Source organism: Jonesia quinghaiensis DSM 15701 (genome assembly GCF_000423205.1).
GTDB lineage: Bacteria > Actinomycetota > Actinomycetes > Actinomycetales > Cellulomonadaceae > Jonesia > Jonesia quinghaiensis.
In genome coordinates, this window is record NZ_AUHN01000010.1 from 315,299 (window position 1) to 339,019 (window position 23,721).

A 23,721-nucleotide genomic window follows, 5' to 3' on the forward strand; every position below is an offset into this window, starting at 1 on the left:
CGTTTGGGAGGAACCATCATGGCCAAAAAATCAGCAGCACACGGTGGCACACCGGCTGTTGCGGCGCTCAACGCTGCAGGTATCTCTCACACTGTGCACCCCTATGAGCACGACCCACGAACCAACCTCGGTTACGGCCTGGAAGCAGCACATGCTATTGGTGTAGACCCAGCCCACGTGTTTAAAACACTGATGGTCAGCGTCGATGGGAAACTGTGCGTTGGGATTGTTCCAGTAAATTGCACCCTTGATCTCAAAGCTTTTGCCGCTGCACTTGGTGGGAAAAAGGCCACAATGGCCGACATGGGCAGTGCCCAACGCGCTACAGGTTACGTGGTGGGCGGCATCTCACCCATTGGCCAGAAAACGCTGCACCCCACTGTGCTTGATGAATCGGCCCTCACGGTGGAAACCGTGTATGTGTCCGGGGGACGGCGCGGTCTTGATGTTGGGCTCAGTCCAACAGATCTCCTAGCAGTCACCTCAGGAACAACTGCTGCTATCGCGAAGGTTTAGTGGCGTCCCGATTATCGACAAAGCGTTGCCGCCGCAAGGTTCCCATCGCTTCGTCGTCGTAAACACCATGACGGTAAAACCAACCAACCAGAGGCGTGCTTAGTTCGAAGCCAAGTTTTGTGGCTATCCGAGTTGACGCCTCATTAGACGCGTTGGCCCGCCACAGAACAACCTGCGCACCAAGGTCGTCAAAAGCCCATTCCAGTAGCCGATGCGTCGCAATCGTTGCTAAACCACGACCACGTGCATCGGGGTGGAACACAAAACCGACCTCATAGCGGTCATCATTGTGGCTATGTAACCCGACAGAGCCTAGGTAGCGGTCGTTGTCATCTGCCACGGCAAAATCAGTGCGAGCGCGCGTATCCCACCCGCCGCGCACGTACCCATTTAAAAAGTCTTGCGCCATCGCCAGTGAATACGGCGATGGCAGTGGAACGTAGCGTTGCGCCAATTCGTCTTGGCACTGTTCAACGATCCGATCTAGGTCTTCTTCACGGTGTGCTCGCAGAGTCACACCGTGTGCGTTAAGGGTGGGCACACAATGCGGGAAAGTTCCGCTGATTGCGTCACCGATCATCGCTGGTATCCAAATCCGTTTAAGGTGCGGGAATCAACAATCTGCTTGCCCAAAGGCAGCAAGGACACGGGGATCATTTTGAAGCTGGCAATTCCCATGGGGATCCCGATGATCGTGATGCACAATGCGATACCTGTGGTGAGGTGACCTAAAGCTAGCCACCACCCGGCAACGATTACCCAGATAATGTTCCCCAATGTGGACCAACCACCGGCACCTGGGTGGTCAATTACAGAACGCCCGAAGGGCCACAGCACATAATTTGCCATTCGGAACGAAGCGATCCCAAAGGGGATCGTCACGATCAGAACGCAGCAGATGAGCCCGGCGAAGGCGTACCCCACCGCCAACCAAAAACCAGACAACACTAGCCAAATAATGTTCAAAATCGTGCGCATAAGCACACCCTATACCCAGGTCGTGGTGCCATCGCAGTTCTTTTCACCGCTCACACAGCACCACCACAGACCTTTAGACTTGTGGTCATGCCTACCCCCCTTCACCAGCGTCTACGAGCCACGCATCAGCGACTCGACGATGCTGCCCTTAAGGCAGAACGCAACCCGGTATCTATTGCGTTAATGCTGGCAACTAAAACACAAACGTCAGGCACCATCCGTGCAGCGGTTTTGGCGCATCGTGACCTTGTTGCAGCAGGTGAGGTCACACCCCGGGCCCTTCATATTGGTGAAAACCGGGTGCAAGAACTCAGCGCCAAAGCCCCTGATCTGCAGGACCTCCAAGTCACTGCACACCTTATTGGCCCCCTGCAATCCAACAAGATCAACCACACACTCCGCGCTTTAGTTCTCCACAAGGACGGGAGCATCGACACAGTTGACACCGCTGAACTCGCCGCGCGACTTAGCGCCAGGTGGGACGGTAAGTCACCGCTCCCCGTGATGATTCAAGTCAATACCTCAGGAGAAACATCAAAATCAGGCACCACTCCCGCTGATGCCCCCGCGCTTGCCCAGCACATTGGCCAACTCCCCAACCTCGCTCTGCGAGGTTTCATGACTATCGCCAGGCGCAGCACCGACCCTGACACCGCGCGCAACTGTTTCATTACCCTCGCTCGAGTACGCGAAGAAGTACACATTGCTGGGAACGGTGAAGGTCTGGTTCTCTCCATGGGAATGAGTAATGACCTAGAAAGCGCAGTTGCTTGCGGCGCTGACATTGTGAGAATTGGGACGTCAGTGTTCGGGGAACGCCCAACACTCGCTTAACCTTATGGTTATGAGTTTCTTCCGTCGTAAAGCCACAGCCCAGGTTCCCGAGAACGTCACCGAGTCCTGGTCGCCACAGGATAATGCTGTGGTTCTCACAGTTCCCTTTAACGGGGCTGACCGAGAGGCTGTGACGGCTGCCGACCGTCTCACCACCACCATTGTTCAAACAGTCAACGCCGTACAAGCAGGAGAGGTCGGGGATAGCATCCCCGCTGGGACTACCGATGCCCAAGTCAAGATCGTGGTGGATTGTGGCACCACAAGCATCACCCCCTTGGGCCAACAAGCCGTAGATATTTTGCGTGAACGCCTTGGTAAATCGATGCCCCTCGAGGTACTGTCCGCACCAGCACCTGAGGTAGATGAAGCAGCGGTCAGCCTTCCAGAAATTCCCCGCACTGGCCCTGACGGCAAAAAGCTTGGCCTCTGGGACTCCTTGAAGGCAGCAGCAGAACACCAAGCGCAAGCTCAAGCAGCAGCATCGGGAACAACGTTAGCGCCCCGTGCTGACCTGGTCGCACCACACTTCACCTGGGACACCGAGAACAGCGCATTGCGGGCGGATATTGTGATCCTCGGGGAAGCCGGCGCGGACGCACAAACCCGCACCGATGTTGCGTACCTTGTCGAGCAAACACTTGCCTCACTCGGTACTCCTGACGTTCAGGCGCTGGTCCCCGATGGCACTGCCAACCACGAAATCTGGTTGACGGTAGCTGTCAACGATGACGCCGCAGGCACACTAACCCGCCGGAAACTCGATGAAGGCGAGAAGCAGTTCGAGAACACGCGCGTTGACTTTGTGGTGATGATTGAGCCGCGCGAAGAAATCGAAAAGATGCTCGCCGTGGACTAAGTGGTTGCCTTCCTGTGGGGATCCCACAACTCCCAAAACACCGCTCAACTGGCCCCTAGGGGACGCGCTTTAACCACTCCTCGGTGCCAAATTTAGTGTCGATGAGTTCCTTGGCCCGGTTCCGTTCCCAATCACTGACCACTGAATCCTGTGTGGCGTAGCGGGAACGGAAGTGTGCTTTGAACGCTTCAATGATGTCTTCGCGCGTCATACCGGTCTGCGAGCGCAGCGGGTCAACGCGTTTTTTGGCTGATTTTGTGCCTTTGTCGGAGAGTTTTTCGCGGCCAATCCGCAGTACCTCAAGCATTTTGTCGGCGTCAATGTTGTAGGACATTGTCACATGGTGCAGGACAGTTCCACCGGCGAGGCGTTTTTGTGCTGCCCCGGCAATTTTGCCGTGTTCTGAGGCGATGTCGTTGAGTGGGACGTAGCGAGCGTTGATACCAACGTCGGCTAGTGCGTCGATGACCCATTGGTCGAGGAACTTGTAGGACTCTTCAAAGGACATTCCATCAACGAGCGACCCGGGGACAATGAGTGAGTAGGTGATGGTGTTGCCTGGTTCAACGAACATCGCCCCTCCCCCGGAGATTCGCCGTACGACGGTGACGTCGTGGCGGTGGGCGGCGTCTTCGTCAACTTCGTTGCGGTAGGACTGGAATGAGCCGATGATGACGGCGTTGCCGCCCCATTCCCAGATGCGCAGCATGGGGCCTCGTAGGCCTTGTTCGACTGCTTCTGTTTGGGCTTGGTCTAGGGCGATCTGCATGTGCGGTAGTTCTGGGGTGTCGTGGATGATGTCGAAGGTGTGGTCATCCCAGGTTGTTGCGTACCCCAGCGCGCGCCGCACCACAACGACGATGTCGCGTGGGGAGAACCCCATCATGGTGACACCAGGTTTGAGCGCTGACTCAACCGCTTCGCGCATCTCGGTGAAGCTAGCGTTTTGAGGCATGCCAGTAAGTGCCTGGTCGAAGTCTTCGAGCGCGTCGTCGGGTTCGAGGAAGAAATCTCCGTGAATTCGAACGTTGGCGAGGTGCCCGTCGATCACGTCGAGGTCTACTGCTACAAGCTTGCCACCGGGGACTTTATACTCTGCTCTCACATGGTCGATCTTACGCCGCTGACGCCGTGAGGGTGTGTGGTGTTCCTCATGCTTGCCGTGTTAGACGGGGTCTACTCCAGCGTGAATGAGCCCGTATATTGCGGAATCTGTGAGTGCTTCCCATGATGCTTCAAGGATGTTTGGGCCAACTCCGACAGTGAACCATGAGGTCACGCCGTCTGTTGTTTCGATGAGTACTCGGGTGATGGCGTCGGTGCCTTGTTCTTGGTCGAGGATCCGGACTTTGAAGTCGATGAGTTCGAATTTTGCGATCTCGGGGTAGATCCGTTCGACAGCGTTACGGAGGGCTTGGTCGAGTGCGTTGACTGGTCCGTTTCCTTCTGCGGTGATGATGATGCGTTCTCCGCCTGCGTGGATTTTTACGGTTGCTTCGGCGATTGCTTCGTCACCGGTTTCACCGTGATTTTCGACGATGGCTCGCCATGATTCCACACTGAAGTATGCGGGTAGCCCACCGGATACTTCGTCACGCAGAACGAGATCGAATGAGGCATCGGCGGCCTCGTAGGTGTAGCCCTGTTTTTCGGCGTGTTTTACTCGTTGAGTGATGCGGGTGAGGACGTCGTGTTGGCCTGCAAGGTCGAAACCTAGTTCGCGGCCTTTGAGTTCGATGGAGGCTCGCCCTGCCATGTCGGAGACCAGCATCCGCATGTCGTTACCGACCCGGGTTGGGTCGATGTGTTGGTAGAGGTCGGCGTCGACCTTTATTGCCGATGCGTGAAGCCCTGCTTTGTGGGCAAAAGCGCTGGCACCGACGTAGGGCTGGCGCGCAAAGGGGGAAATGTTGGTGATTTCCGAAATGGCGTGCGCAATGCGGGTTGCATCATCGAGGCTTCCACCGTTGAGGACTGGGCGCCCGTACTTGATGTCGAGGTTCGCCACGGTGGTGATGAGGTCAACGTTGCCTGTTCGTTCTCCGTAGCCGTTGACTGTTCCTTGGAAGTGCCCGGCGCCTGCGTCAATGGCTGCGAGGGTGTTGGCAACTGCGCAACCCGAGTCGTTGTGGGCGTGCATCCCGAGGATCCCAGCACCAGTGTGGGCGCGGAGCTCTGTGATGATGTTGGTGACCCAGGTGGGAAGCATCCCTCCGTTGGTGTCGCAGAGGCACACAACCTCAGCGCCTGCTTCAAACGCGGTGAGCACGGCTTGGGTGGAGTACTGCGGGTCGTAGCGGTAGCCATCGAAAAAGTGTTCCGCATCGACAAATACACGGCGTCCTTCATCTTTCAGGAACGCCACCGTGTCACGGATCATCGCGAGGTTTTCGGCGCCATCAGTTTTGAGAGCCCGCTCCACGTGGCGAATATCTGACTTTGCGACGAGGGTGATGACGGGCGCTTGTGAATCGAGAAGAGCGCGGACCTGTTTGTCGTCTTGAGCGCGCACCCCAACTTTGCGGGTTGCCCCGAACGCTGCCAACACCGCGTTGGTGAGGTGAAGTTCCTTGGCTGCCCGAGCGAAAAAGTCTGTGTCTTTGGGGACCGCGCCAGGCCAACCACCCTCAATGAACCCCACACCCAACTCGTCAAGGAGCGGCGCAATAGCCAACTTATCTGTCACAGACAGGTTGATCCCCTCTTGCTGGGCACCGTCGCGCAGGGTCGTGTCGTACACGTGGAGGGTCACGGTCTTTCTCAACTTTCGCTCTATGGGGCTAACGGCTGTGCTGCAGATCAACACGCTGGAGGGTTACTCGCTGGCGATGTTGCTGGCTGGGCTGGGTGTGCTTTGCCAACAAAAAAACCTCCCGATGGGGTCATGGGAGGTTTGCACGTTCGACGGGGTGAGTCGAACGCGCTAACAAATAATGAGCTGCTGCAGTGCCATAGGCCACATTCTATGCTCGGTGTCCACTACGGCCAATCCCCGTCTCACAGTCAGGGATTTCTTCACCCGCCCGATGCATCGGCACGTTTAGTGATTGGCCCACGCACCAGTGTTGTTACTCAGTAACAGGTTGAGTCATGCTCACACCAGCGCATCCAAGTTACTCAGTAACATCACTGGTCAACCAAGGAGAGAACATGTCAGTCAGACACGGACTGCTCACCATCCTCACGGAAACCCCATTGCCTGGGTACGATGTGCGCCGCGAATTCGAACAACGGACAGGCGGTACCTGGCCGCTCAACATTTCCCAAATCTACTCAACACTGCAACGCCTCGAACGCGATGGATTAGCCACTCAAAGCGACTCCGACCAATCCGGCGCAACAATCTGGACGATCACCCAAGCCGGTGAAAAAGAGGCACGCACGTGGTGGTATTCAGCTGCCCCAAGGAACACCCCAACCCGCCAAGAAGTCACCATTAAAGTGGCACTTGCCGTCACCTCACCACACATTGACACCGCTGCTGTTGTCAGCGCACAACGCACAGAAACCCTGACAGCACTGCGCGACTACACTCGTCTCAAATCTCGACTAGGCCCCATGGCCACATTGAGCCGGGACGACGCCGCCTGGTCGCTCCTACTCGACTCTTACATCTTCACCCTGGAAGCTGAACTGCGGTGGCTCGACCACGTTGAATCACGAATTGCTATGGGCCTCGGTGCGGCCCACACCGCCACCTTTCAACCTTCTCCCCACGCCGCCGACGTTGCTAGCCCACCAGTGAGCATTAACGCAAGCAAGGGGGATGCCCAGTGAGTGACATCGCCATTCAACTCCAGTCCGTCACACACACACCTACCCAGACGGTATGACAACACGGGTCATCCTCGACAGTGTTGACCTCAGCGTCACCCGCGGGGAACTAGTCGCCATCATGGGACCTTCCGGTGCCGGAAAATCGACTCTTCTCAACATTATTTCCGGCATAACAACACCGGACTCTGGACACGTTTTTGTTGCCCAAACCTATTTGCGGGGAACAACTGCAACAGAACGCGCTGCCCTGCGCAGGTCATCGTTTGGGACCGTCCACCAGCGGGGTAACCTCATCGAGGCACTCACCATGGAAGAGAACGTTGCCCTCCCCCTAGAACTCAATGGGGAACGGCCCCGGCGCGCCTGCCAACAAGCTCGCCTGCTTCTCACTGACCAAGGCTTGGGTGACGTATGCGAACTTTTCCCCCACCAGGTTTCGGGCGGGCAACGGCAACTCGCCGCAGTGCTCGCCGCGTTGTCATCACACAGAGACATCATCCTCGCCGATGAACCCACAGGGGCGCTTGACAGCGCCGCAGGTGACGAGGTCATGCGCCTCATCCGAGCGCACATTGATGCCGGGGCGACGGGGCTATTCGTCACCCATGATGCCCGTGACGCTGCATGGGCTGACCGAGTCATCTACCTCAAAGACGGAACAATCACCTCAGATACAGGCACCAGTATGTCTACCGCCACCCTGCTCGGCGGTGAGACACGATGAAACGTGCCTTCTCACACTCACCTGTCGCGATCAAACTTGGATTGCGCGATCTCAAGAACAACCCGATCGCGACAGGTGTCCTCATTGTCATCCTCAGCATTGTTCTCGGCTACGCTGTGTCTCTCTTTGTTGATCAACGGATCGCTTGGACCTCTAGTTTCCTCGAGGATCAACAGGAAGTTGGTATGACGTTTTCAGCACTCGATGCGTCATCACCTGACCCAGCTTCACCGACATTTGACCTATTCGCCAGCTTCTCGGAGCGGCCAACCTCAACCGAGGATTACCTAGACGGGTCCATGCCCTACGGCAGCGGAGAATCTGACTTTGCATTACTCAATGATGTTCTTGAAGATGCGATAGCAACATACCCAATCACAGCCACACTTAATGACGAACCAACGGCGGTAAGGCAAGATGGCTACCTGATAGATCAGTCGATCGTAGGTCTCGCGGCAGACTGGTCACGCCCTGAGATGTCGGGGCTTTTCACATTAGAGACCGGTAGGCTCCCGAAAGCAGATAACGAAATTGTGGTAGCCAGCAGCAAACCCGAATCATATGTACGTCGCCACGACTCGTATAGAAACGCATCATCCGATCACATACACACACTGCAGGTTGGCGATTCCATCACGCTCACCACCGGTGTTAATACCAGCCCTTACACCGTTGTGGGCGCATTCACCCCCACAATACAACGCTTAACAGGTGACATTCTGTTTTCACATAATGTGGGAATAGTGGAGAAGTCCGAACGCCCGCAAACACTCAGCGACGACTGGCCACCGGACGATTCCTCGAAGCACTCTGAATTTGCCGCCCAACAGCCGCAAGAATTACTCTATCTACTCCCTTCTGGCCGGCTCACCGATTCTCAAACACTCAACTTAGTCATCCCTCTAACAGCTGAAGCCGGTGATGGGGGCTTCGGGCTGCGACCGTTGGGGAGAATCCCTCGTTAGCACTTGAAGCGTTCGACCTCCGCGCTGATGCAGACGCATTAAACCCTGTATGGAGCTGGTCATTAGTATCCATACTCTATGCCTTAGGGTTACTCACCGTCGTCATGGTGCTGTCGTTTCCGCTCTATGCTCGAAGTCACCGCCGCCGCACCATTGAGTTAACACAACTTCAACGCATTGGCGCTGGGCAACGCACCATGTTACTGAGTCGTCTAGTTCCTGCGCTGCTCATCGGCAGTGTCGTGGCTATTTTCGCTATCACAGGCAACGCCGTTCTTTTCCACAGGAGTAACCCATATCTTGGGTGGCAAGGAATCGCACATACCCATGCGTATCTCTATATCATCGTGTTTTCTGTACTTGGAGCGTTCATCACTACGCTCATCCCAGCTGTGGCCGCATCTCTCTACACCCGTTTGACGGTTAACGCTCCTATTGAGCACATCCATAATCCCAGCGCAATGGAGGGAGGTTTCAGGAGTAAAAACCGTTCACACGCGAGTTATCTTGTCCTTACCGTTGCGGGCCCGACGCTCATACTCGCCGCCTTTGCTTTAATGTTTGTCTCCGCCACAACGCTCGGCCCCGGGTGCCGCTCACCTGAGATCGAATGCAGCTACGCCCCCCTTGGTATCACAACCGCTGTTGGGGCTAGCCTTCGGTGGGGTTTTCCTTCTCATTGGCGCATATCTCACGATACCCACAGCTATTCGCGGTATCGAGCGGCTATCCCAAGACAAGTCGCTACCCCAAAGGTATGCCGCCCGGGAACTCGCGGCCCGCCCCATCGTGACTGCACACTCGGTTTTACCCTTGGCTCTCCTTATGACAATAGGCGTTGTCTTTAACTCTGTTGCTCAGCAACATGACACAGAGGGACAAATGATGGGACCGGCGGGCGAGTACATCAGACTGGTTACTTATGCCTTTGCACTGCCGATTTCTGTGGTTTCGGTTTTGGTCATCACCTACTCCGGATTGCTTTCTCGAGATGAGATAGCGCTGAGCCGTGCACCGTTGTCACGGCAGGGACTCAACCCTCACGAGCTACGCCGCATTGACGTGTTCCGGGCTGTTTATATAGCCGCAGTGTCAGCCGGGTTTGCATTAGTTCTTGGCACGTTGACCGGTGTGATCCTGATGTACTACCGCGCCGAGTACAACCAAGGTGATCCTGTCAGTGTTGCCGCCTGGCTGCCGTCTTATCCCACACTGATTGCCGTTGTCTTGCCCTTGGCGCTCAGCCCGGTTATTGGTTCGTTGATTGGTCAACGTCACGCACGCATCGCCATGGAATCTACCTAAACCAGGCCGCCACACCACGCAAGAACCTAAGTGCCACGTGCACGCACTAAGGGCGGGGCTACGGAACACAATGTTCCGCAGCCCCGCCCTTGCGTTACTGTGCCCTAGCGTGCACAACGGGAAGCCCTACGTGCTTCCGTCTGCCTTTATGCCAGGCGGGTCATCCACCCGTGGCGGTCTTCGCGGCGACCATTCTGAATGTCAGTGAGTTCAGCCCGCACATCCATGGTGAGAGCGCCTGGTTCACCGTTGTTGATTGTCACGTCGAAGGTGCCGTCAGCGAGCCGACCAATCGGCGTCACCACTGCTGCCGTGCCACAGGCGAACGCTTCAACAATCTGACCGGATTCAAGATCTGTGCGCAGATCGGCCAAAGTTACCCGGCGTTCGTGCACCTCAATCCCACGGTCAACAAGCAATTGGATGATCGACATTCGTGTCACACCCTGCAGGATTGACCCAGACAATTTCGGGGTGACAACACTGCCGTCGCTGTGCACGAAGAACACATTCATGCCACCAAGCTCTTCAATGGCTGGCTCAGGTGCTCCATCAAGGAAGCAGACCTGATCGAAGCCATCTTTCGCCGCTTCACGTTGAGGAAGCAAAGACGCCGCATAGTTGCCACCGCATTTCGCCTCGCCAGTACCGCCCTTACCCGCACGGGCGAATTCCTGTGAAATCCAAATGCTGACTGGCTTCACTCCACCAGCGAAGTATGGTCCCACGGGGGAAGCAATAACGAGGTGTTCTACCTCAAGTGATGGGCGAACCCCAAGGAACGCCTCGGAGGCAAACATGAACGGGCGCAGGTACAGGCTCGCCTCGTCCCCTGTGGGGATCCAGTCAATATCTGTGCGCACAAGAGCCGCCACAGACGCGAGGAAATCATCCGCGCTCAATTCGGGGAGTGCAAGACGGTGCGCCGACCGCGCGTAGCGCATGGCATTTTGTTCTGGTCGGAATGACCACACGGAACCATCAGCGTGTTTGTAGGCTTTGAGTCCTTCAAAAACTTCTTGGCCGTAGTGCAGCACTGCGGCAGCTGGGTCCATCAACAGTGGGCCATATTTTTCGACGCGCCGGTTGGTCCAACCGTCAGCGGCGGTCCACGAAACCCGTGACATGTGATCAGTGAACACGGTGCCAAACTTTGGTTTTGCTTTCAGCGCTTCCCGGTCTGCCACGGATGCCGGTGAGTCTGACGTCACCACATCGAAGTCAGCAACCAGTTCATCGAGGGAACGAGTGTTCTTGTCGAGCGTTGAGCTCATGTTTTCGGCCTTTCAACTGACGACCCGGGGCGCTCCCCCACTGGGGAACGCGCAATGGTCTCATTATAGAAGCCGAGCCTCCCACGTCACTGCCACAGGCACCCACGTCAGGTGTGAGTGTGTCGGCGAACGAACGCTCGCCGACACACAACAACATTACCGTTGTGGTACTTATCCGCGGATTCGGTCGGTAATGGCTTGCCCAACTTCAGCGGTTGACCGCGTGGTTGTCCCACGCTCAACGAGGTCCGCGGCAACAGCAGATTCAACACGGCGCGCTTGCTCGCCGTAGCCCAAATGATCCAGCATGAGCGCTACAGAAAGCACTGTCGCTGTGGGGTCTGCTTTCCCTTGGCCTGCAATATCTGGGGCAGAGCCGTGAACAGGCTCGAACATGGATGGCGCGGTGCGGTCGGGGTTGATATTGGCCGATGCCGCTAGCCCGATGCCACCGGTGATTGCGGCAGCTTGGTCTGTGAGGATGTCACCAAACAGGTTGTCGGTGACTATGACATCAAATCGCGACGGGTTCGTCGTGAGGAAAATTGTGGCTGCATCGACGTGCAGGTAGTCGGTTGTGACCTCAGGGAACTCTTCGTTGAGGCGCTCCACTGTCCGGCGCCACAAGTGCCCTGCGTGCACGAGGACATTGTGTTTGTGCACCAAGGTCAGGTGTTTGCGTTCCCGGGCGGCGGCGCGGGTGAAGGCGTCACGTACAACACGTTCCACACCGAATGCGGTGTTCACTGACACCTCGTTGGCGACCTCGTGTGGTGTGCCGACACGAATCGCGCCGCCGTTACCGACATAAGGACCTTCGGTTCCTTCGCGAACGACGAGGAAGTCGATGTCGCCTGGGTGCGCGAGGGGCGAGGTCACACCTTCGTAGAGTTTCCCTGGGCGCAGGTTCACGTAGTGGTCAAGCGAGAATCGGAGTTTGAGGAGCAGACCGCGTTCTAGAACACCTGATGGCACAGTGGGGTCACCAATTGCTCCCAGGAGGATCGCATCATGAGTGCGGATGGCGTTGAGGTCCTCGTCAGTGAGGGTTTCGCCTGTTTCGTGCCAGCGTTTTGCACCAAGGTTGAACTCAGTGGGAGCAACGGAAACGCCTGTCCCTGTCAGCGCTGCGTCAAGCGCAGCGAGCCCTTGTTCAACTACCTCGATGCCGATGCCGTCCCCTGCGACGACTGCCAAGTTGATGTTCTGCGTCATAGCAACAGACTACCCGCGTTGTCCACGAAGCGGGATGGCAGTTTCACGATGCGGTCACACGTTCCATCGCCTCTGCAGCAGATCCAGCAACATCTTTGCTGTGTCTCGCTGAAACTCTCTTACATGGGGCGCACCTGGCGGACTAGGTTGTTCAGCCATGTATACGCAGTACGCAGCGAAACCAGCCAAAACGGCATCAATATCCCGGTCAGGGACCGAGAAGAAAAGATCATGCATGAGCGCTTGGTCAACGTCAAACAACGGATCATTCCGCAAACAATCAACAACAAACATCAACCCGTCATACATGGGAGAGCCTTGAACGCAGTGGGGCCAATCAACAAGCCACACCTTGCCTGTTTCATCGATCAATACGTTGTCTAAGCGCAGGTCATTGTGAACTATGTGGTCCCCGCGAACAACATCAACCGCAGATTCAGCCAACTCATAAACCTTAGCCACATCGCTGACAGCCCATCCGGCCAACGCGGCGCAGTTTGCTGGGACTTTACGCCACAACGAGAATGCCGGACTCAACTCGTCACCAGCATCTGGCAATTCTGCCAACGCGCCCGCAGCAGGCGGAAGAACAGCGATGGCGTCTAACACTTTCTCGGCGTCGCCCAATCCTTCCGGAGCTAGCCCTTCAATGTCGTCGAACACCAAGACAATCCAGTGAGCTCGACCAATAGCATCACGCCATCCCCGTAATCGTGGAACCGGAACAACAGATGGAAGACCACCCATCACCTCTCGTTCGCGGACGAGTAAGTCATAGGTATCCGAGTCAACTGCACGCGCAACAGCCTTCACAAAGCCACTCACCCCTGTATAAGTGCGCACCCTGGAGGCGACACTCACCGAGAAACCACCCGGCTGACTCTGCGTCCAGACAACCGACCCGCCCAACATCGCCTCAACAAAGGCCACCGCTTCTTTCGGTAACTCACCCCACGTCATACGCACCATGCAGGCACCCTAACAGTGCACTGAGTTGCATAACGACTGAATTTCTTCATGTCGAAGGCCCGCACTCCCCCGTGAGAGAGGAAGTACGGGCCTTCGGTGAGACGCGGTGCTATTTAGCGAGAAACGCTGCCTTCGACGTAGTCGTTGGTGTTGTCATCGCTGCGCTTGCTCCATGCGAACAGCTTGCGCAGTTCACGGCCAGTTGCTTCGATGGGGTGCGCTTCACCCTTGGCACGCAGTTCCTTGAACTCTTGCCCGCCTGCTTCTTGGTCCTTGATGAACCGGTCAGCGAACGCACCGTTTTGGATGTCAGCAAGAACAGCCTTCATGTTTTCTTTCACCTCAGGGGTGATAACACGTGGGCCTGAGACGTAGTCACCGTATTCTGCAGTGTCAGACACTGACCAACGCTGCTTGGCGATGCCACCTTCCCACATGAGGTCAACGATGAGTTTCAGCTCGTGCAGCACCTCAAAGTAGGCAACCTCAGGCTGGTAGCCAGCTTCGGTGAGGACCTCGAAACCGTACTGAACCAGCTGGGAAGCACCACCGCACAGCACTGCCTGCTCACCGAACAGGTCAGTTTCGGTCTCTTCAGTGAATGTGGTCTTGATACCAGCGGCCCGTAGACCACCAATGGCTTTGCCGTAGGACAGTGCGAGGTCCCACGCGCCACCTGAAGCGTCTTGCTCAACAGCAACGATGACTGGCACACCACGGCCGTCAACGTATTCGCGGCGCACCAAGTGACCTGGACCCTTAGGGGCAACCATGAGGATGTCGTGGCCAGCTTCTGGGGTGATGTAGCCGAAGCGGATGTTGAATCCGTGACCGAACACCAGTGCCGCACCTTCGTTGAGGTTAGGTGCAATCTCTTCGGAGTACACGGTGCGCTGCACCTGGTCAGGGGTGAGGATGACAACGACGTCAGCTTCCTTCACAGCCTCACCAACAGGGAGGACTGTCAAACCTTCGTTAGTTGCCTTTTCCGCAGATGCGGAACCTGGGCGCAGACCAACACGAACGTCCACACCGGAGTCGCGAAGGTTCAGGGCGTGGGCGTGGCCTTGGCTACCGTAGCCAATGACAGCGACCTTTTTGTTCTGGATGATCGAGAGGTCAGCATCGTCGTCGTAAAAAAGTTCAGCCACCGGATTCTCCTTAGGGTCAGTGAATTGTTGTGAGTCTATGTGTCGTTAGTTAACGCGCGAGGAACGGTCCAAAGCGCGGTCAGTCATGGACCGTGAACCACGGGCAACAGCGATCGCCCCTGATTTCACAATCTCGCGGATGCCATATGGCTCTAGCGCGTTCAATAGTGCGTCAAGCTTGTCCGGGTTTCCTACGGCTTCAATGACGACGGTGTCTGGGACAACATCAACCACATGCGCACGGAACAGGTTCACAATTTCGAGAACACCTGAACGAGATGAATGGTCTGCTTTTACTTTAATGAGCATCAGCTCGCGCTGCACGGCGTTTCCGGCTTCTAGTTCAACAATCTTGATGACGTTCACAAGTTTGTTGAGTTGTTTTGTCACCTGCTCCAACGGCAGTTCGTCAACGTCAACAACAACAGTCACTCGGGAGAGCTCTTCGTGTTCCGTTGGACCGACCGCTAGGGAGTAAATGTTGAAGGCGCGTCGGGCGAAAAGCCCAGCAATTCGGGTCAACACACCGGGCTTGTTTTCCACGAGCACAGAAAGGGTATGGCGTGACATTACTGTGGTTCCTCTCTCTACTCTTCGCGATCCCACGCGGGCGAAATTCCACGGGCATATTGAATGTCATCGTTGGCCACGCCTGTTGCCACCATCGGCCACACCATGGAGTTCCGTGACACGTTGAAGTCAATGACCACGGGACGGTCATTGATTTCCTCGGCGCGTTTAATTGCCGCATCGACCTCATCAAGACGTTCCACTCGAATACCTTCACACCCGTAGGCGTCTGCGAGTTTCACGAAGTCAGGGATCCGTTTGGTTCCGTGCCCGGTGTGCAAATCAGTATTGGAATACCGTTCGTTGTAGAACAGCGTTTGCCACTGGCGCACCATACCCAGTGATGAGTTGTTGATCAGCGCAACCTTGATCGGGATGTCATTGATGGCGCAGGTTGCCAGTTCTTGGTTTGTCATTTGGAAACAGCCATCACCATCTACTGCCCATACTGTGCGGTCTGGCGACCCCACTTTGGCTCCCATTGCTGCCGGTATGGAGAACCCCATGGTTCCCAAACCACCAGAGTTGATCCACGAATTTGGCCGCTCATAGCGAATGAACTGCGACGCCCACATTTGATGCTGCCCAACACCTGCAACATAAATGGACTCAGGTCCTGAGATTTCCGAGAGCCGTGAAATCACAAACTGCGGCGCGAGGAGACCATCGTCTGTTTCGGTGTAACCCAGCGGGTAGGTTTCACGCCACGAGTCAATCTGACGCCACCAGCCCTCAATATCAGGCTTGCCGTTCTTCTCGTGTTCCTTAGCAAGTTCGGGTAGCAGATCGTCGATGACCTCTTTCAGGTCTCCCACAATCGGAACATCTACGGCACGGTTTTTACCAATTTCTGCCGGGTCAATATCTGCATGCACGATGGTCGCCAGTGGCGCGAAAGAGTCGAGCCGCCCTGTCACGCGGTCATCGAATCGCGCACCCAACGCAACAACGAGGTCTGCTTTCTGCAGTGCGGCAACGGCTGGGACCGTGCCGTGCATACCTGGCATACCGAGGTTTTGTGGGTGACTGTCAGGCAGTGCTCCACGTGCCATCAATGTGGTGACAACTGCTGCACCTGAAAGGTCCACCAGTTTACGCAACTGAGCTGCTGCGCCTGATCGGATAATTCCACCACCGACATACAACACTGGTTTGCGCGCGGACGCCAAGAGGCGTGCAGCTTCGCGGATTTGCTTGGAGTGAGGTTTTGTCACCGGGTGGTAACCAGGAAGGTTCACATCTTGTGGCCAGTCAAAGCGTGTTTGGCTTTGCATCGCAGATTTTGCGATGTCCACCAACACTGGGCCTGGGCGCCCAGACTGAGCGATGTGGAATGCCTCGGCGATCGTGCGCGGAATGTCTGCGGGGTCGGTCACGAGGAAGTTGTGTTTCGTCACTGGCAAGGTGATGCCGACAATGTCGGCCTCTTGGAATGCGTCAGTTCCGATCAGTGACGCACCCACCTGCCCAGTGATCGCGACCATGGGGATGGAGTCCATATTTGCATCGGCAAGGGGGGTAACCAGGTTTGTGGCACCTGGGCCTGAGGTTGCCATCGTCACGCCAACACGGCCGGTTGCGTGAGCGTACCCGGACGCGGCGTGGCCTCCAGCTTGCTCGTGACGGACAAGAATGTGACGGACTTTTTTGGAATCCATCAAAGGGTCATAAGTGGGCAGAATCGCACCACCGGGAATACCGAAGACCGTGTCGACACCGACCGCTTCGAGAGACCGCACAATCGACTCGGCACCGGTGCACTCATACGACACTGGTGCACTGTGCGCAGGCCGCGCCAGGGCGGCTGGGCTGGGAGCCGGCTTAGAAGCCTGCGGCTTCGGTGCCTGCTTGTTGGCCTGAACCATCAAGTTCTCCTGTTCATTGGTTGACTGCTATTGCCGGCTGCTGGTCAAGCTGGTCGGGACGAGTGCTAACGAGGCGTGAACCTCGCCGTGTCCGTCGATGTGCTCTCGGCCTTCTGAGCCAAGAACGGATGTCAGCGACTGGGCGCTGACATGAAAAAACCCCCCGCACCGGGTGAGGTGTCTGGGAGGATCCGCGCGTTGACAATCGACTCTAGTCAGTCGGCTTTGCCAACGCGCTAAAGTACTACAAGAAGAATTGTCGAACGCATATATGCAGACTACGCCCTGCATCAGGGGATGTCACCCCACCCCGCCATCGTCTCACATCGTAGACAATCGTCTCACTTTTCGATGCGACGCGACTGCGTGCCCCATCACCCGAGGACAGCGCCTTGGGACGCAGAACCCACTAATTTGGCGTACTTGGCCAGAACCCCGCGAGTATATCGAGGCGGTAGCGACACGTAACCTTCGCGGCGCTGCGCAAGTATCGCATCGTCAACCAGAAGATCCAACGTTCCCTGCTCAACATCAAGGCGAATCTGATCGCCGTCCTCAACAAGAGCAATAGGCCCGCCATCCACTGCCTCTGGCGCAATATGCCCCACACACAAACCTGTTGTGCCACCAGAAAAGCGACCATCCGTTACGAGTAGCACTGACTTCCCAAGCCCAGCGCCCTTAATTGCCCCCGTAATCGCTAGCATCTCCCGCATGCCAGGCCCACCCTTAGGCCCTTCATAGCGGATCACCACAACATCACCAGCCGTGATAGTCCCGTCCTCCAAAGCATCCATCGCAGCACGCTCGCGATCAAAAACCCGCGCCGTGCCCACAAACACTGCTTCATCAAACCCAGCAGATTTCACCACAGCACCATCAGGGGCAAGCGAGCCATGCAAAATCGTGATTCCACCCGTGTGATGAATAGGATGTTTGAGCGCACGGAGTATCTTTCCATCAGGGTCAGGAGGGTTGATCTGCGCCAAGTTCTCCGCCACAGTCTTGCCCGTCACCGTGAGGCACTCACCGTCCAGTAATCCAGCATCCAGCAACGCCTTCATCACCACAGGGACGCCACCGATACGGTCAATATCGTTCATGACATACCGACCAAAAGGCTTTACATCAGCAAGGTGTGGAACCTTTGCCGACACCCGTGCGAAGTCATCCAACGTCAACTCAACTTCTGCCTCATGAGCAATTGCCAGAAGGTGCAACACGGCGTTAGTAGAACCCCCCAAAGCCATGACAACCGCAATGGCATTCTCAAATGCCGGCTTCGTCATAATGTCACGAGCGGTAATCCCCTGTTCCAACATCGCAACGACCGCTTCCCCACTACGACGGGCAAACATGTCACGACGCCGGTCAGCACTTGGCGGGGCCGCTGAACCAGGGAGAGACATACCGAGAGCTTCAGCCACTGACGCCATAGTGTTTGCGGTATACATTCCACCGCACGCACCCTCACCCGGACAGATTGCCCGCTCAATACGGTCTACATCCTCACGCGACATAAGGCCTCGAGCACATGCCCCCACGGCTTCGAAAGCATCAATAAGGGTGACATCTTTTTGCGTTCCATCAGTGAGTTCCACCCATCCCGGCATGATTGTGCCCGCATAGAGAAACACGCTCGCGAGATCAAGGCGGGCCGCTGCCATGAGCATCCCAGGTAAAGACTTGTCACACCCTGCAAGCAGCACAGAACCATCAAGGCGTTCAGCTTGCATCACCACTTCCACGGAGTCGGCAATGACGTCGCGAGACACCAACGAAAAGTGCATGCCCTCATGCCCCATGGAGATGCCATCTGAGACGGAGATCGTGCCAAACTCCAGTGGGTAACCGCCTCCACTGTGAACGCCCTCTTTCACAGCTTGAGCGAGTCGATCTAACGACAAGTTACAAGGAGTGATTTCATTCCACGACGACGCGACACCAATTTGGGGTTTCGCGAAATCTTCGTCGCCAAGCCCCACAGCCCGCAGCATCCCCCGCGAGGCAGTTGCCTCTAACCCATCAGTTACCTGCCACGACCGAGGCTTGAGAGGTGAACGGGGTGCCTGGGGAGCATCTGGATTCGGTGTAGAAGTCATATCAAGAGTCTATGGCGCCCATCACATTCTCGCTTCTTGGCTAGCAGACCACGGCCATCAGGGAACCCATCCACACAACACAGCACGATGCCCCGGAGACTAGTAGTCTCCGGGGCATCGTTAACAGAGCGAGCTATTCCGTGAAGTCGTCCTCTAGGACACTCATCACGATGACATCGCACCAGCCATCACCATCGCGAGCAGCTTCCCGCAACACTCCCTCTTGGGTAAACCCCAAGGATTCATAGAGCATCCGGGCACGTGGGTTAATGTCAAGAACCTCCAACGACAACCGGTGTAGCCCCAACCCCTGTGGGGCAGGAGCAAAGGCATACCCCATCACCAATGAGATCGCTTCACGCCCATAACCGCGTCCGCGGTACTGCGGCAATGACTGGAGCCGCAAATTAGCGCTGCGAACATGGTGATCAATCTCGTTGATGACAATCTCGCCAATGCACTGATCACTCACTGAACCATCGCTGAGAGGCATCAAAGAAGTCATCGCGAAGTCCACACGATCCGGCGCCTCAGTTGTTGACTCAATCCACTGAAGGATGCCCTCTTCGGTGAATGTCGCAACTGTGCCGGTAAGGCGTCGAGTTTCAGCATCTGCGACGGCAATAGCCAGTGGCCCTGCGTCCCGTGTTTCCACGGGACGCAGGGCAACAAGTTCACCGGTTAAACGCGGACCGATCATGATCAGCGAATACGTTCGAGAACGAGCTCACGTACACGGCCAGCATCTGCTTGACCGCGGGTTGCCTTCATGACTGCACCAATAATGGCACCGATTGGCCCCATGTTCCCGGAACGGACCTTCTCCACAATGTCTGGCTGATCAGCAAGTACCTGATCAATGACCTCCAACAGTGGACCATCATCGGAAACGATCTCCAGGCCCTTGTCTGACACAATCTGCGCAGGAGTTCCTTCACCAGCAAGTACAGCCTCAAGCACTTGACGGCCGATCTTGTCATTGATTTTCTTCTCATCAATGAGGTGTTGCAACTCTGCGATGTGAGCCGGAGTCACTGGTACTGTCGCCAGGTCAATCTCGTTGTCTTTGGCGTAGCGCGCTAGTTCCCCCATCCACCACTTGCGTGCAGCTGCTGGGCTTGTGCCCCCGGCAACGGTGGTTTCAATGAGCTCAAGAGCGCCAGCGTTGACAACGTCACGCATTTCAACGTCGCTGTAGTTCCACTCTTCACGCAACCGGCGGCGCTTAACTGCGGGAAGTTCTGGCAGCGTCGCACGAAGTTCTTCAACCCATGCACGGCTTGGTTCCACAGGCACGAGGTCAGGTTCAGGGAAGTACCGGTAGTCTTCAGCGTCAGATTTCACACGCCCAGCGGTGGTTACACCTGTGTCTTCATGCCAGTGACGAGTCTCCTGGGTGATGCTCTTTCCGTCATTGAGGAGCGCTGCTTGGCGTTGCACCTCGTAGCGCACGGCACGCTCAATGGAACGGAACGAGTTGACGTTTTTTGTCTCTGTGCGAGTACCGAGTGGAGACTGCGGTGTCGGCCGCAGCGACAGGTTCACATCAGCGCGGACGTTTCCGCGTTCCATGCGAGCCTCTGAAACATCAAGCGCCCGGAAGATGTCACGCAGTGTTTGCACATAGGCGCGGGCAACCTCAGGTGCGCGGGTACCGGCCCCTTCGATTGGCCGCGTCACGATTTCCACAAGAGGAATTCCGGCACGGTTGTAGTCAACAAGTGAGTACTCGGCACCGTGAATACGCCCAGTTGAACCACCAACGTGCGTATTTTTCCCGGCGTCTTCTTCCATGTGTGCCCGTTCGATCTCCACACGGAAGATCTCACCGTCATCTAGTTCAACATCGAGATACCCATCAAACGCGATGGGTTCGTCATACTGCGATGTTTGGAAGTTTTTTGGAACGTCCGGGTAGAAGTAGTTCTTGCGCGCAAATCTGCATGACTCTGCAATGGTGCAGTTCAATGCAAGACCAATTTTGATAGCGGACTCAACAGCAGTGCCGTTAACAACGGGAAGCGCCCCTGGAAGCCCTAGCGAAACGGGGGTCACTTGTGTGTTGGGTTCTCCACCAAATTCGACCTCAGCAGAGCAGAACATTTTGGTTTTTGTGCCAAGTTCAACGTGCACTTCAATACCGATGACGGGGTCATACTGTGTCACAGCCTCGTCGTAGGCAACAAGGTCAACGGCTTCTACGCTCATGCTTGAGCCTCCAGTTCTGGCGCACGGTTGATGAGGGGTTCGCCCCACTGCTTTTCGAGAGCTGACTCCAAAGCCGCACCGATGCGGTACATGCGAGCGTCTTCTCGAATCGGTGCGAGGATCTGGAAACCTACTGGCATGCCGTCATCTGACAGGCCGTTCGGTATGGACATCCCTGGTACGCCAGCAAGGTTCGCTGGAATTGTTGCGATGTCATTGAGGTACATCGCTAGGGGGTCATCAAGTTTTTCACCGAATTTGAAGGCTGTTGTGGGGGATGTTGGTGACACCAAAACATCAGCTTTTTCAAAAGCGGCTGTGAAGTCGCGCTGGATCAAGGTGCGAACCTTTTGCGCAGAACCGTAGTAAGCGTCGTAGTAGCCCGAAGACAACGCGTATGTTCCAATGATGATGCGTCGTTTCACTTCATCGCCGAACCCCGCTCCACGTGTGGCAGCCATGACCCGCTCTGCGGTGACAGGGCCTTCTGTTGGTTCAACGCGTAGACCGAACCGCATGCCGTCGAACTTAGCCAAGTTTGACGATGCTTCGGCGGGCATAATCAGGTAGTACGCCGCTAACGCCGATGTGAAGGACGGGCAGGAAACCTCAACGATTTCCGCTCCTGCTGCACGCAACGTGTTGATTGATTCTTCGAATCGCGCTTGCACACCTGGCTGGTAACCCTCACCAGTCAGCTCTTTCACAATCCCGATGCGCACACCTGTAAGGTCACCCGTTAGCCCTTGCTGCGCTGCGGCGACATAGCCTTCTGCTGGGTCCGGTAGTGAGGTGGAGTCTTTGGGATCGTGCCCACCGATAAGTTCGTGAAGGAGAGCCGCGTCGACAACGGTCCTGGTGACTGGACCAGCTTGGTCCAAAGATGAGGCCATAGCGATCAAGCCATAGCGTGACACTGAGCCGTATGTTGGTTTCACACCAACTGTTCCTGTGACTGCGCCGGGCTGACGGATGGAACCACCTGTGTCAGTTCCAATTGCTAAAGGAGCTTCGAAAGCGGCGAGAGCTGCGGCTGATCCACCGCCTGACCCACCTGGGATCCTGTCGGTGTCCCACGGGTTAAGGGTGTTGCCGTATGCGGAGTGTTCGGTGGAGGATCCCATCGCGAACTCGTCCATGTTGGTTTTTCCAAGGATGGGAAGTTTTGCTTCTTTAATCTTCTCAACCAGGGTGGCATCGTAAGGTGGGATCCACCCTTCGAGCATTTTTGATCCTGCGGTTGTTTGCACACCGTCAGTGACTACAACGTCTTTGATGGCGATTGGTACACCAGCAAGTGGGTGCAGTGTTGCTCCCTGCGCCCGTAGTTCGTCTACTTCGCGTGCTGTTGTGAGTGCATCGTCAGCAGTGACTGTTACAAAGGCGTTGATTGTTCCGTCGACAGCTGCGATTCGATCAAGGAACGCCTGTGTCACTTCTACTGAGGTGAGCTCACCTGAATTGAGTTTTTCAGCAATGTCATTGGCTGAAAGTTTGATGATGTTTGTCATGTCATTCCTCCCCGAGGATTTGCGGTACGAGGAATTTGCCGTCTTCACTGGATGGTGCTGCGGCCATGACTTTCTCCCTGTCGAGGGGAGCAGTCGGTTCGTCAGTACGGAACACGTTGGTCAATGGAATGGGGTGGCTCGTGGCAGGAACGTCTGGCGTGGCGATTTCGCTCACCTGCGCCACAGCGTTCACGATGACGTCGAGCTCACCAGCTAGGCGGTCAACTTCTTCTGGGCGCAGCTCGATGCGTGCAAGTGCAGCAACGCGCGCGACCTCATCACGGGAAATAGTGGACATAGAACTAGTCTAGTTGCTCGCCGCAAGGTTGTTGTTCAGTTTCCAACGTTCTTGGCTGTGGTCGTCGCGCACTTGCCTGCGGTTTGCGCGTGCCACTGTGGCCTGGAGGGTCTGTCGTGTGCGTACCGGGCGTACTGGGGGTGCCCCCGTGTGGTCTGTGGCCGTGGCTTGGGTGTCGCGCACATGACTGTGTGCCTGTCTACCGTGGGGGTAATGGTGAGGGCCCCGAACACGTGTGGTGTTGGGGGCCCTGCGATAATGTGGTTGCGGCTGTGTCCTACTCTCCCACACCCTGTCGGGTGCAGTACCATCGGCGCTGGCAGGCTTAGCTTCCGGGTTCGGGATGGGACCGGGCGTTTCCCTGCCGCTGTGACAGCCGCAAAATCGTCGAAACCTTAAGCACGTGTGTCTGGAAGAGTGTGGTGTGGTTTGGGGTTGTGGTTTGTGGACCGGGTAGTGGACGTGTGATATGAGCAGGGTTCTTGCGGTGTTTTGTGTGTGTGTTAGTGGTTGGCGTATTAGTACCGGTCAGCTCCACGAGTCGTTAGTCCTCGCTTCCACATCCGGCCTATCAACCCACTGGTCTGGTGGGTGCCTTCA

22 protein-coding genes and 1 rRNA gene are annotated in these 23,721 nt (G+C 56.2%); 7 read left to right on the forward strand and 16 right to left on the reverse strand.

All coding sequences use genetic code 11. The features are described 5' to 3' along the window. Positions 1–18 precede the first annotated feature (18 nt). On the forward strand, positions 19–516 hold the full coding sequence (gene ybaK, locus G538_RS0110975; protein WP_029069361.1) for a Cys-tRNA(Pro) deacylase: 498 nt from the start codon (positions 19–21) through the stop codon (positions 514–516). Here ybaK and G538_RS16380 read toward each other — a convergent pair. Together G538_RS16380 and G538_RS0110985 are read right to left on the reverse strand one after the other, a co-directional pair. After that, positions 500–1,033: a GNAT family N-acetyltransferase gene (locus G538_RS16380; RefSeq protein ID WP_169514117.1), complete on the reverse strand. Its 534-nt coding sequence runs from the start codon at positions 1,031–1,033 to the stop codon at positions 500–502. The genes ybaK and G538_RS16380 overlap by 17 nt on opposite strands. 59 nt (positions 1,034–1,092) lie before the next feature. After that, complete coding sequence (locus tag G538_RS0110985; protein ID WP_029069362.1) at positions 1,093–1,494, reverse strand: YccF domain-containing protein; 402 nt, start codon at positions 1,492–1,494, stop codon at positions 1,093–1,095. 87 nt (positions 1,495–1,581) lie between these two features. Between G538_RS0110985 and G538_RS0110990 the strand changes: the two genes are divergently transcribed. Together G538_RS0110990 and G538_RS0110995 are read left to right on the forward strand one after the other, a co-directional pair. Beyond that, positions 1,582–2,328: a YggS family pyridoxal phosphate-dependent enzyme gene (locus G538_RS0110990; protein ID WP_029069363.1), complete on the forward strand. Its 747-nt coding sequence runs from the start codon at positions 1,582–1,584 to the stop codon at positions 2,326–2,328. A 10-nt stretch (positions 2,329–2,338) separates the two neighbouring features. Next, a complete protein-coding gene (locus tag G538_RS0110995; RefSeq protein ID WP_029069364.1) occupies positions 2,339–3,187 on the forward strand; it encodes a hypothetical protein in 849 nt (282 codons plus the stop codon). A gap of 55 nt (positions 3,188–3,242) precedes the next feature. Here the strand turns inward: G538_RS0110995 and lplAB are convergent, their stop codons facing one another. After that, positions 3,243–4,292: a lipoate-protein ligase LplAB gene (gene lplAB, locus G538_RS0111000; protein WP_029069365.1), complete on the reverse strand. Its 1,050-nt coding sequence runs from the start codon at positions 4,290–4,292 to the stop codon at positions 3,243–3,245. A gap of 60 nt (positions 4,293–4,352) precedes the next feature. After that, positions 4,353–5,939 carry a citramalate synthase gene (cimA, locus tag G538_RS0111005; protein ID WP_035834128.1) on the reverse strand — a complete coding sequence of 529 codons (1,587 nt, stop codon included), beginning with the start codon at positions 5,937–5,939 and terminating at the stop codon, positions 4,353–4,355. 398 nt (positions 5,940–6,337) lie between these two features. Here cimA and G538_RS0111010 point away from each other — a divergent pair, with 398 nt between their 5' ends. The 4 genes from G538_RS0111010 to G538_RS0111025 all read left to right on the forward strand — a co-directional run bounded on the left by G538_RS0111010 (position 6,338) and on the right by G538_RS0111025 (position 9,958). After that, positions 6,338–6,964: a PadR family transcriptional regulator gene (locus G538_RS0111010; protein WP_029069367.1), complete on the forward strand. Its 627-nt coding sequence runs from the start codon at positions 6,338–6,340 to the stop codon at positions 6,962–6,964. Between the two features lie 52 nt (positions 6,965–7,016). After that, a complete protein-coding gene (locus G538_RS16385) occupies positions 7,017–7,688 on the forward strand; it encodes an ABC transporter ATP-binding protein (protein ID WP_051196992.1) in 672 nt (223 codons plus the stop codon). Next, complete coding sequence (locus tag G538_RS0111020) at positions 7,685–8,653, forward strand: hypothetical protein (protein ID WP_029069368.1); 969 nt, start codon at positions 7,685–7,687, stop codon at positions 8,651–8,653. The genes G538_RS16385 and G538_RS0111020 overlap by 4 nt, the downstream gene beginning before the upstream one ends. Positions 8,654–9,280: 627 nt before the next feature. Continuing rightward, positions 9,281–9,958: a hypothetical protein gene (locus tag G538_RS0111025; protein ID WP_157544440.1), complete on the forward strand. Its 678-nt coding sequence runs from the start codon at positions 9,281–9,283 to the stop codon at positions 9,956–9,958. A gap of 146 nt (positions 9,959–10,104) precedes the next feature. Here G538_RS0111025 and G538_RS0111030 read toward each other — a convergent pair whose 3' ends face one another. The 12 genes from G538_RS0111030 to rrf all read right to left on the reverse strand — a co-directional run bounded on the left by G538_RS0111030 (position 10,105) and on the right by rrf (position 23,502). After that, positions 10,105–11,232, reverse strand: a complete 1,128-nt coding sequence (locus G538_RS0111030) for a branched-chain amino acid aminotransferase (protein WP_029069370.1) — start codon at positions 11,230–11,232, stop codon at positions 10,105–10,107. 171 nt (positions 11,233–11,403) lie between these two features. After that, positions 11,404–12,447: a 3-isopropylmalate dehydrogenase gene (locus G538_RS0111035; protein WP_029069371.1), complete on the reverse strand. Its 1,044-nt coding sequence runs from the start codon at positions 12,445–12,447 to the stop codon at positions 11,404–11,406. 54 nt (positions 12,448–12,501) lie between these two features. Continuing rightward, positions 12,502–13,416 (reverse strand): phosphotransferase, encoded by a 915-nt coding sequence (locus G538_RS0111040; RefSeq protein ID WP_084618327.1) that lies wholly within the window; start codon positions 13,414–13,416, stop codon positions 12,502–12,504. Positions 13,417–13,529: 113 nt separating this feature from the next. Beyond that, positions 13,530–14,567 carry a ketol-acid reductoisomerase gene (ilvC, locus tag G538_RS0111045; RefSeq protein ID WP_029069373.1) on the reverse strand — a complete coding sequence of 346 codons (1,038 nt, stop codon included), beginning with the start codon at positions 14,565–14,567 and terminating at the stop codon, positions 13,530–13,532. A gap of 45 nt (positions 14,568–14,612) precedes the next feature. Continuing rightward, the gene (ilvN, locus tag G538_RS0111050; RefSeq protein WP_029069374.1) at positions 14,613–15,137 is read right to left on the reverse strand and encodes an acetolactate synthase small subunit; all 525 of its coding nucleotides are present in this window, start codon (positions 15,135–15,137) and stop codon (positions 14,613–14,615) included. 17 nt (positions 15,138–15,154) lie between these two features. Continuing rightward, positions 15,155–17,002, reverse strand: coding sequence for an acetolactate synthase large subunit (locus tag G538_RS0111055; protein ID WP_029069375.1), 1,848 nt, complete (start codon positions 17,000–17,002; stop codon positions 15,155–15,157). A 374-nt stretch (positions 17,003–17,376) separates the two neighbouring features. Continuing rightward, complete coding sequence (gene ilvD, locus G538_RS0111060; protein ID WP_029069376.1) at positions 17,377–19,104, reverse strand: dihydroxy-acid dehydratase; 1,728 nt, start codon at positions 19,102–19,104, stop codon at positions 17,377–17,379. A gap of 133 nt (positions 19,105–19,237) precedes the next feature. Then, positions 19,238–19,804 (reverse strand): GNAT family N-acetyltransferase, encoded by a 567-nt coding sequence (locus G538_RS0111065; protein WP_051196995.1) that lies wholly within the window; start codon positions 19,802–19,804, stop codon positions 19,238–19,240. A gap of 2 nt (positions 19,805–19,806) precedes the next feature. Continuing rightward, positions 19,807–21,312: an Asp-tRNA(Asn)/Glu-tRNA(Gln) amidotransferase subunit GatB gene (gatB, locus tag G538_RS0111070; RefSeq protein ID WP_029069378.1), complete on the reverse strand. Its 1,506-nt coding sequence runs from the start codon at positions 21,310–21,312 to the stop codon at positions 19,807–19,809. Next, complete coding sequence (gene gatA, locus G538_RS0111075; RefSeq protein WP_029069379.1) at positions 21,309–22,823, reverse strand: Asp-tRNA(Asn)/Glu-tRNA(Gln) amidotransferase subunit GatA; 1,515 nt, start codon at positions 22,821–22,823, stop codon at positions 21,309–21,311. The genes gatB and gatA overlap by 4 nt, the downstream gene beginning before the upstream one ends. Before the next feature lies 1 nt (position 22,824). Then, positions 22,825–23,121, reverse strand: a complete 297-nt coding sequence (gene gatC / locus G538_RS0111080; protein WP_029069380.1) for an Asp-tRNA(Asn)/Glu-tRNA(Gln) amidotransferase subunit GatC — start codon at positions 23,119–23,121, stop codon at positions 22,825–22,827. A gap of 264 nt (positions 23,122–23,385) precedes the next feature. Beyond that, positions 23,386–23,502 (reverse strand): 5S ribosomal RNA (gene rrf, locus G538_RS0111090). Positions 23,503–23,721: the final 219 nt, after the last annotated feature.

Excerpts from the sequence above, each read along its gene's own strand:
- ybaK (WP_029069361.1), top strand. The coding sequence starts at position 19 with ATGGCCAAAAAATCAGCAGCACACGGTGGCACACCGGCTGTTGCGGCG.
- G538_RS0110985 (WP_029069362.1), bottom strand. The coding sequence starts at position 1,494 with ATGCGCACGATTTTGAACATTATTTGGCTAGTGTTGTCTGGTTTTTGG.
- G538_RS0110990 (WP_029069363.1), top strand. The coding sequence starts at position 1,582 with ATGCCTACCCCCCTTCACCAGCGTCTACGAGCCACGCATCAGCGACTC.
- G538_RS0110995 (WP_029069364.1), top strand. The coding sequence starts at position 2,339 with ATGAGTTTCTTCCGTCGTAAAGCCACAGCCCAGGTTCCCGAGAACGTC.
- G538_RS0111010 (WP_029069367.1), top strand. The coding sequence starts at position 6,338 with ATGTCAGTCAGACACGGACTGCTCACCATCCTCACGGAAACCCCATTG.
- G538_RS16385 (WP_051196992.1), top strand. The coding sequence starts at position 7,017 with ATGACAACACGGGTCATCCTCGACAGTGTTGACCTCAGCGTCACCCGC.
- G538_RS0111020 (WP_029069368.1), top strand. The coding sequence starts at position 7,685 with ATGAAACGTGCCTTCTCACACTCACCTGTCGCGATCAAACTTGGATTG.
- G538_RS0111030 (WP_029069370.1), bottom strand. The coding sequence starts at position 11,232 with ATGAGCTCAACGCTCGACAAGAACACTCGTTCCCTCGATGAACTGGTT.
- G538_RS0111035 (WP_029069371.1), bottom strand. The coding sequence starts at position 12,447 with ATGACGCAGAACATCAACTTGGCAGTCGTCGCAGGGGACGGCATCGGC.
- G538_RS0111040 (WP_084618327.1), bottom strand. The coding sequence starts at position 13,416 with ATGGTGCGTATGACGTGGGGTGAGTTACCGAAAGAAGCGGTGGCCTTT.
- ilvN (WP_029069374.1), bottom strand. The coding sequence starts at position 15,137 with ATGTCACGCCATACCCTTTCTGTGCTCGTGGAAAACAAGCCCGGTGTG.
- G538_RS0111055 (WP_029069375.1), bottom strand. The coding sequence starts at position 17,002 with ATGGTTCAGGCCAACAAGCAGGCACCGAAGCCGCAGGCTTCTAAGCCG.
- ilvD (WP_029069376.1), bottom strand. The coding sequence starts at position 19,104 with ATGACTTCTACACCGAATCCAGATGCTCCCCAGGCACCCCGTTCACCT.
- G538_RS0111065 (WP_051196995.1), bottom strand. The coding sequence starts at position 19,804 with ATGATCGGTCCGCGTTTAACCGGTGAACTTGTTGCCCTGCGTCCCGTG.
- gatB (WP_029069378.1), bottom strand. The coding sequence starts at position 21,312 with ATGAGCGTAGAAGCCGTTGACCTTGTTGCCTACGACGAGGCTGTGACA.
- gatA (WP_029069379.1), bottom strand. The coding sequence starts at position 22,823 with ATGACAAACATCATCAAACTTTCAGCCAATGACATTGCTGAAAAACTC.
- gatC (WP_029069380.1), bottom strand. The coding sequence starts at position 23,121 with ATGTCCACTATTTCCCGTGATGAGGTCGCGCGCGTTGCTGCACTTGCA.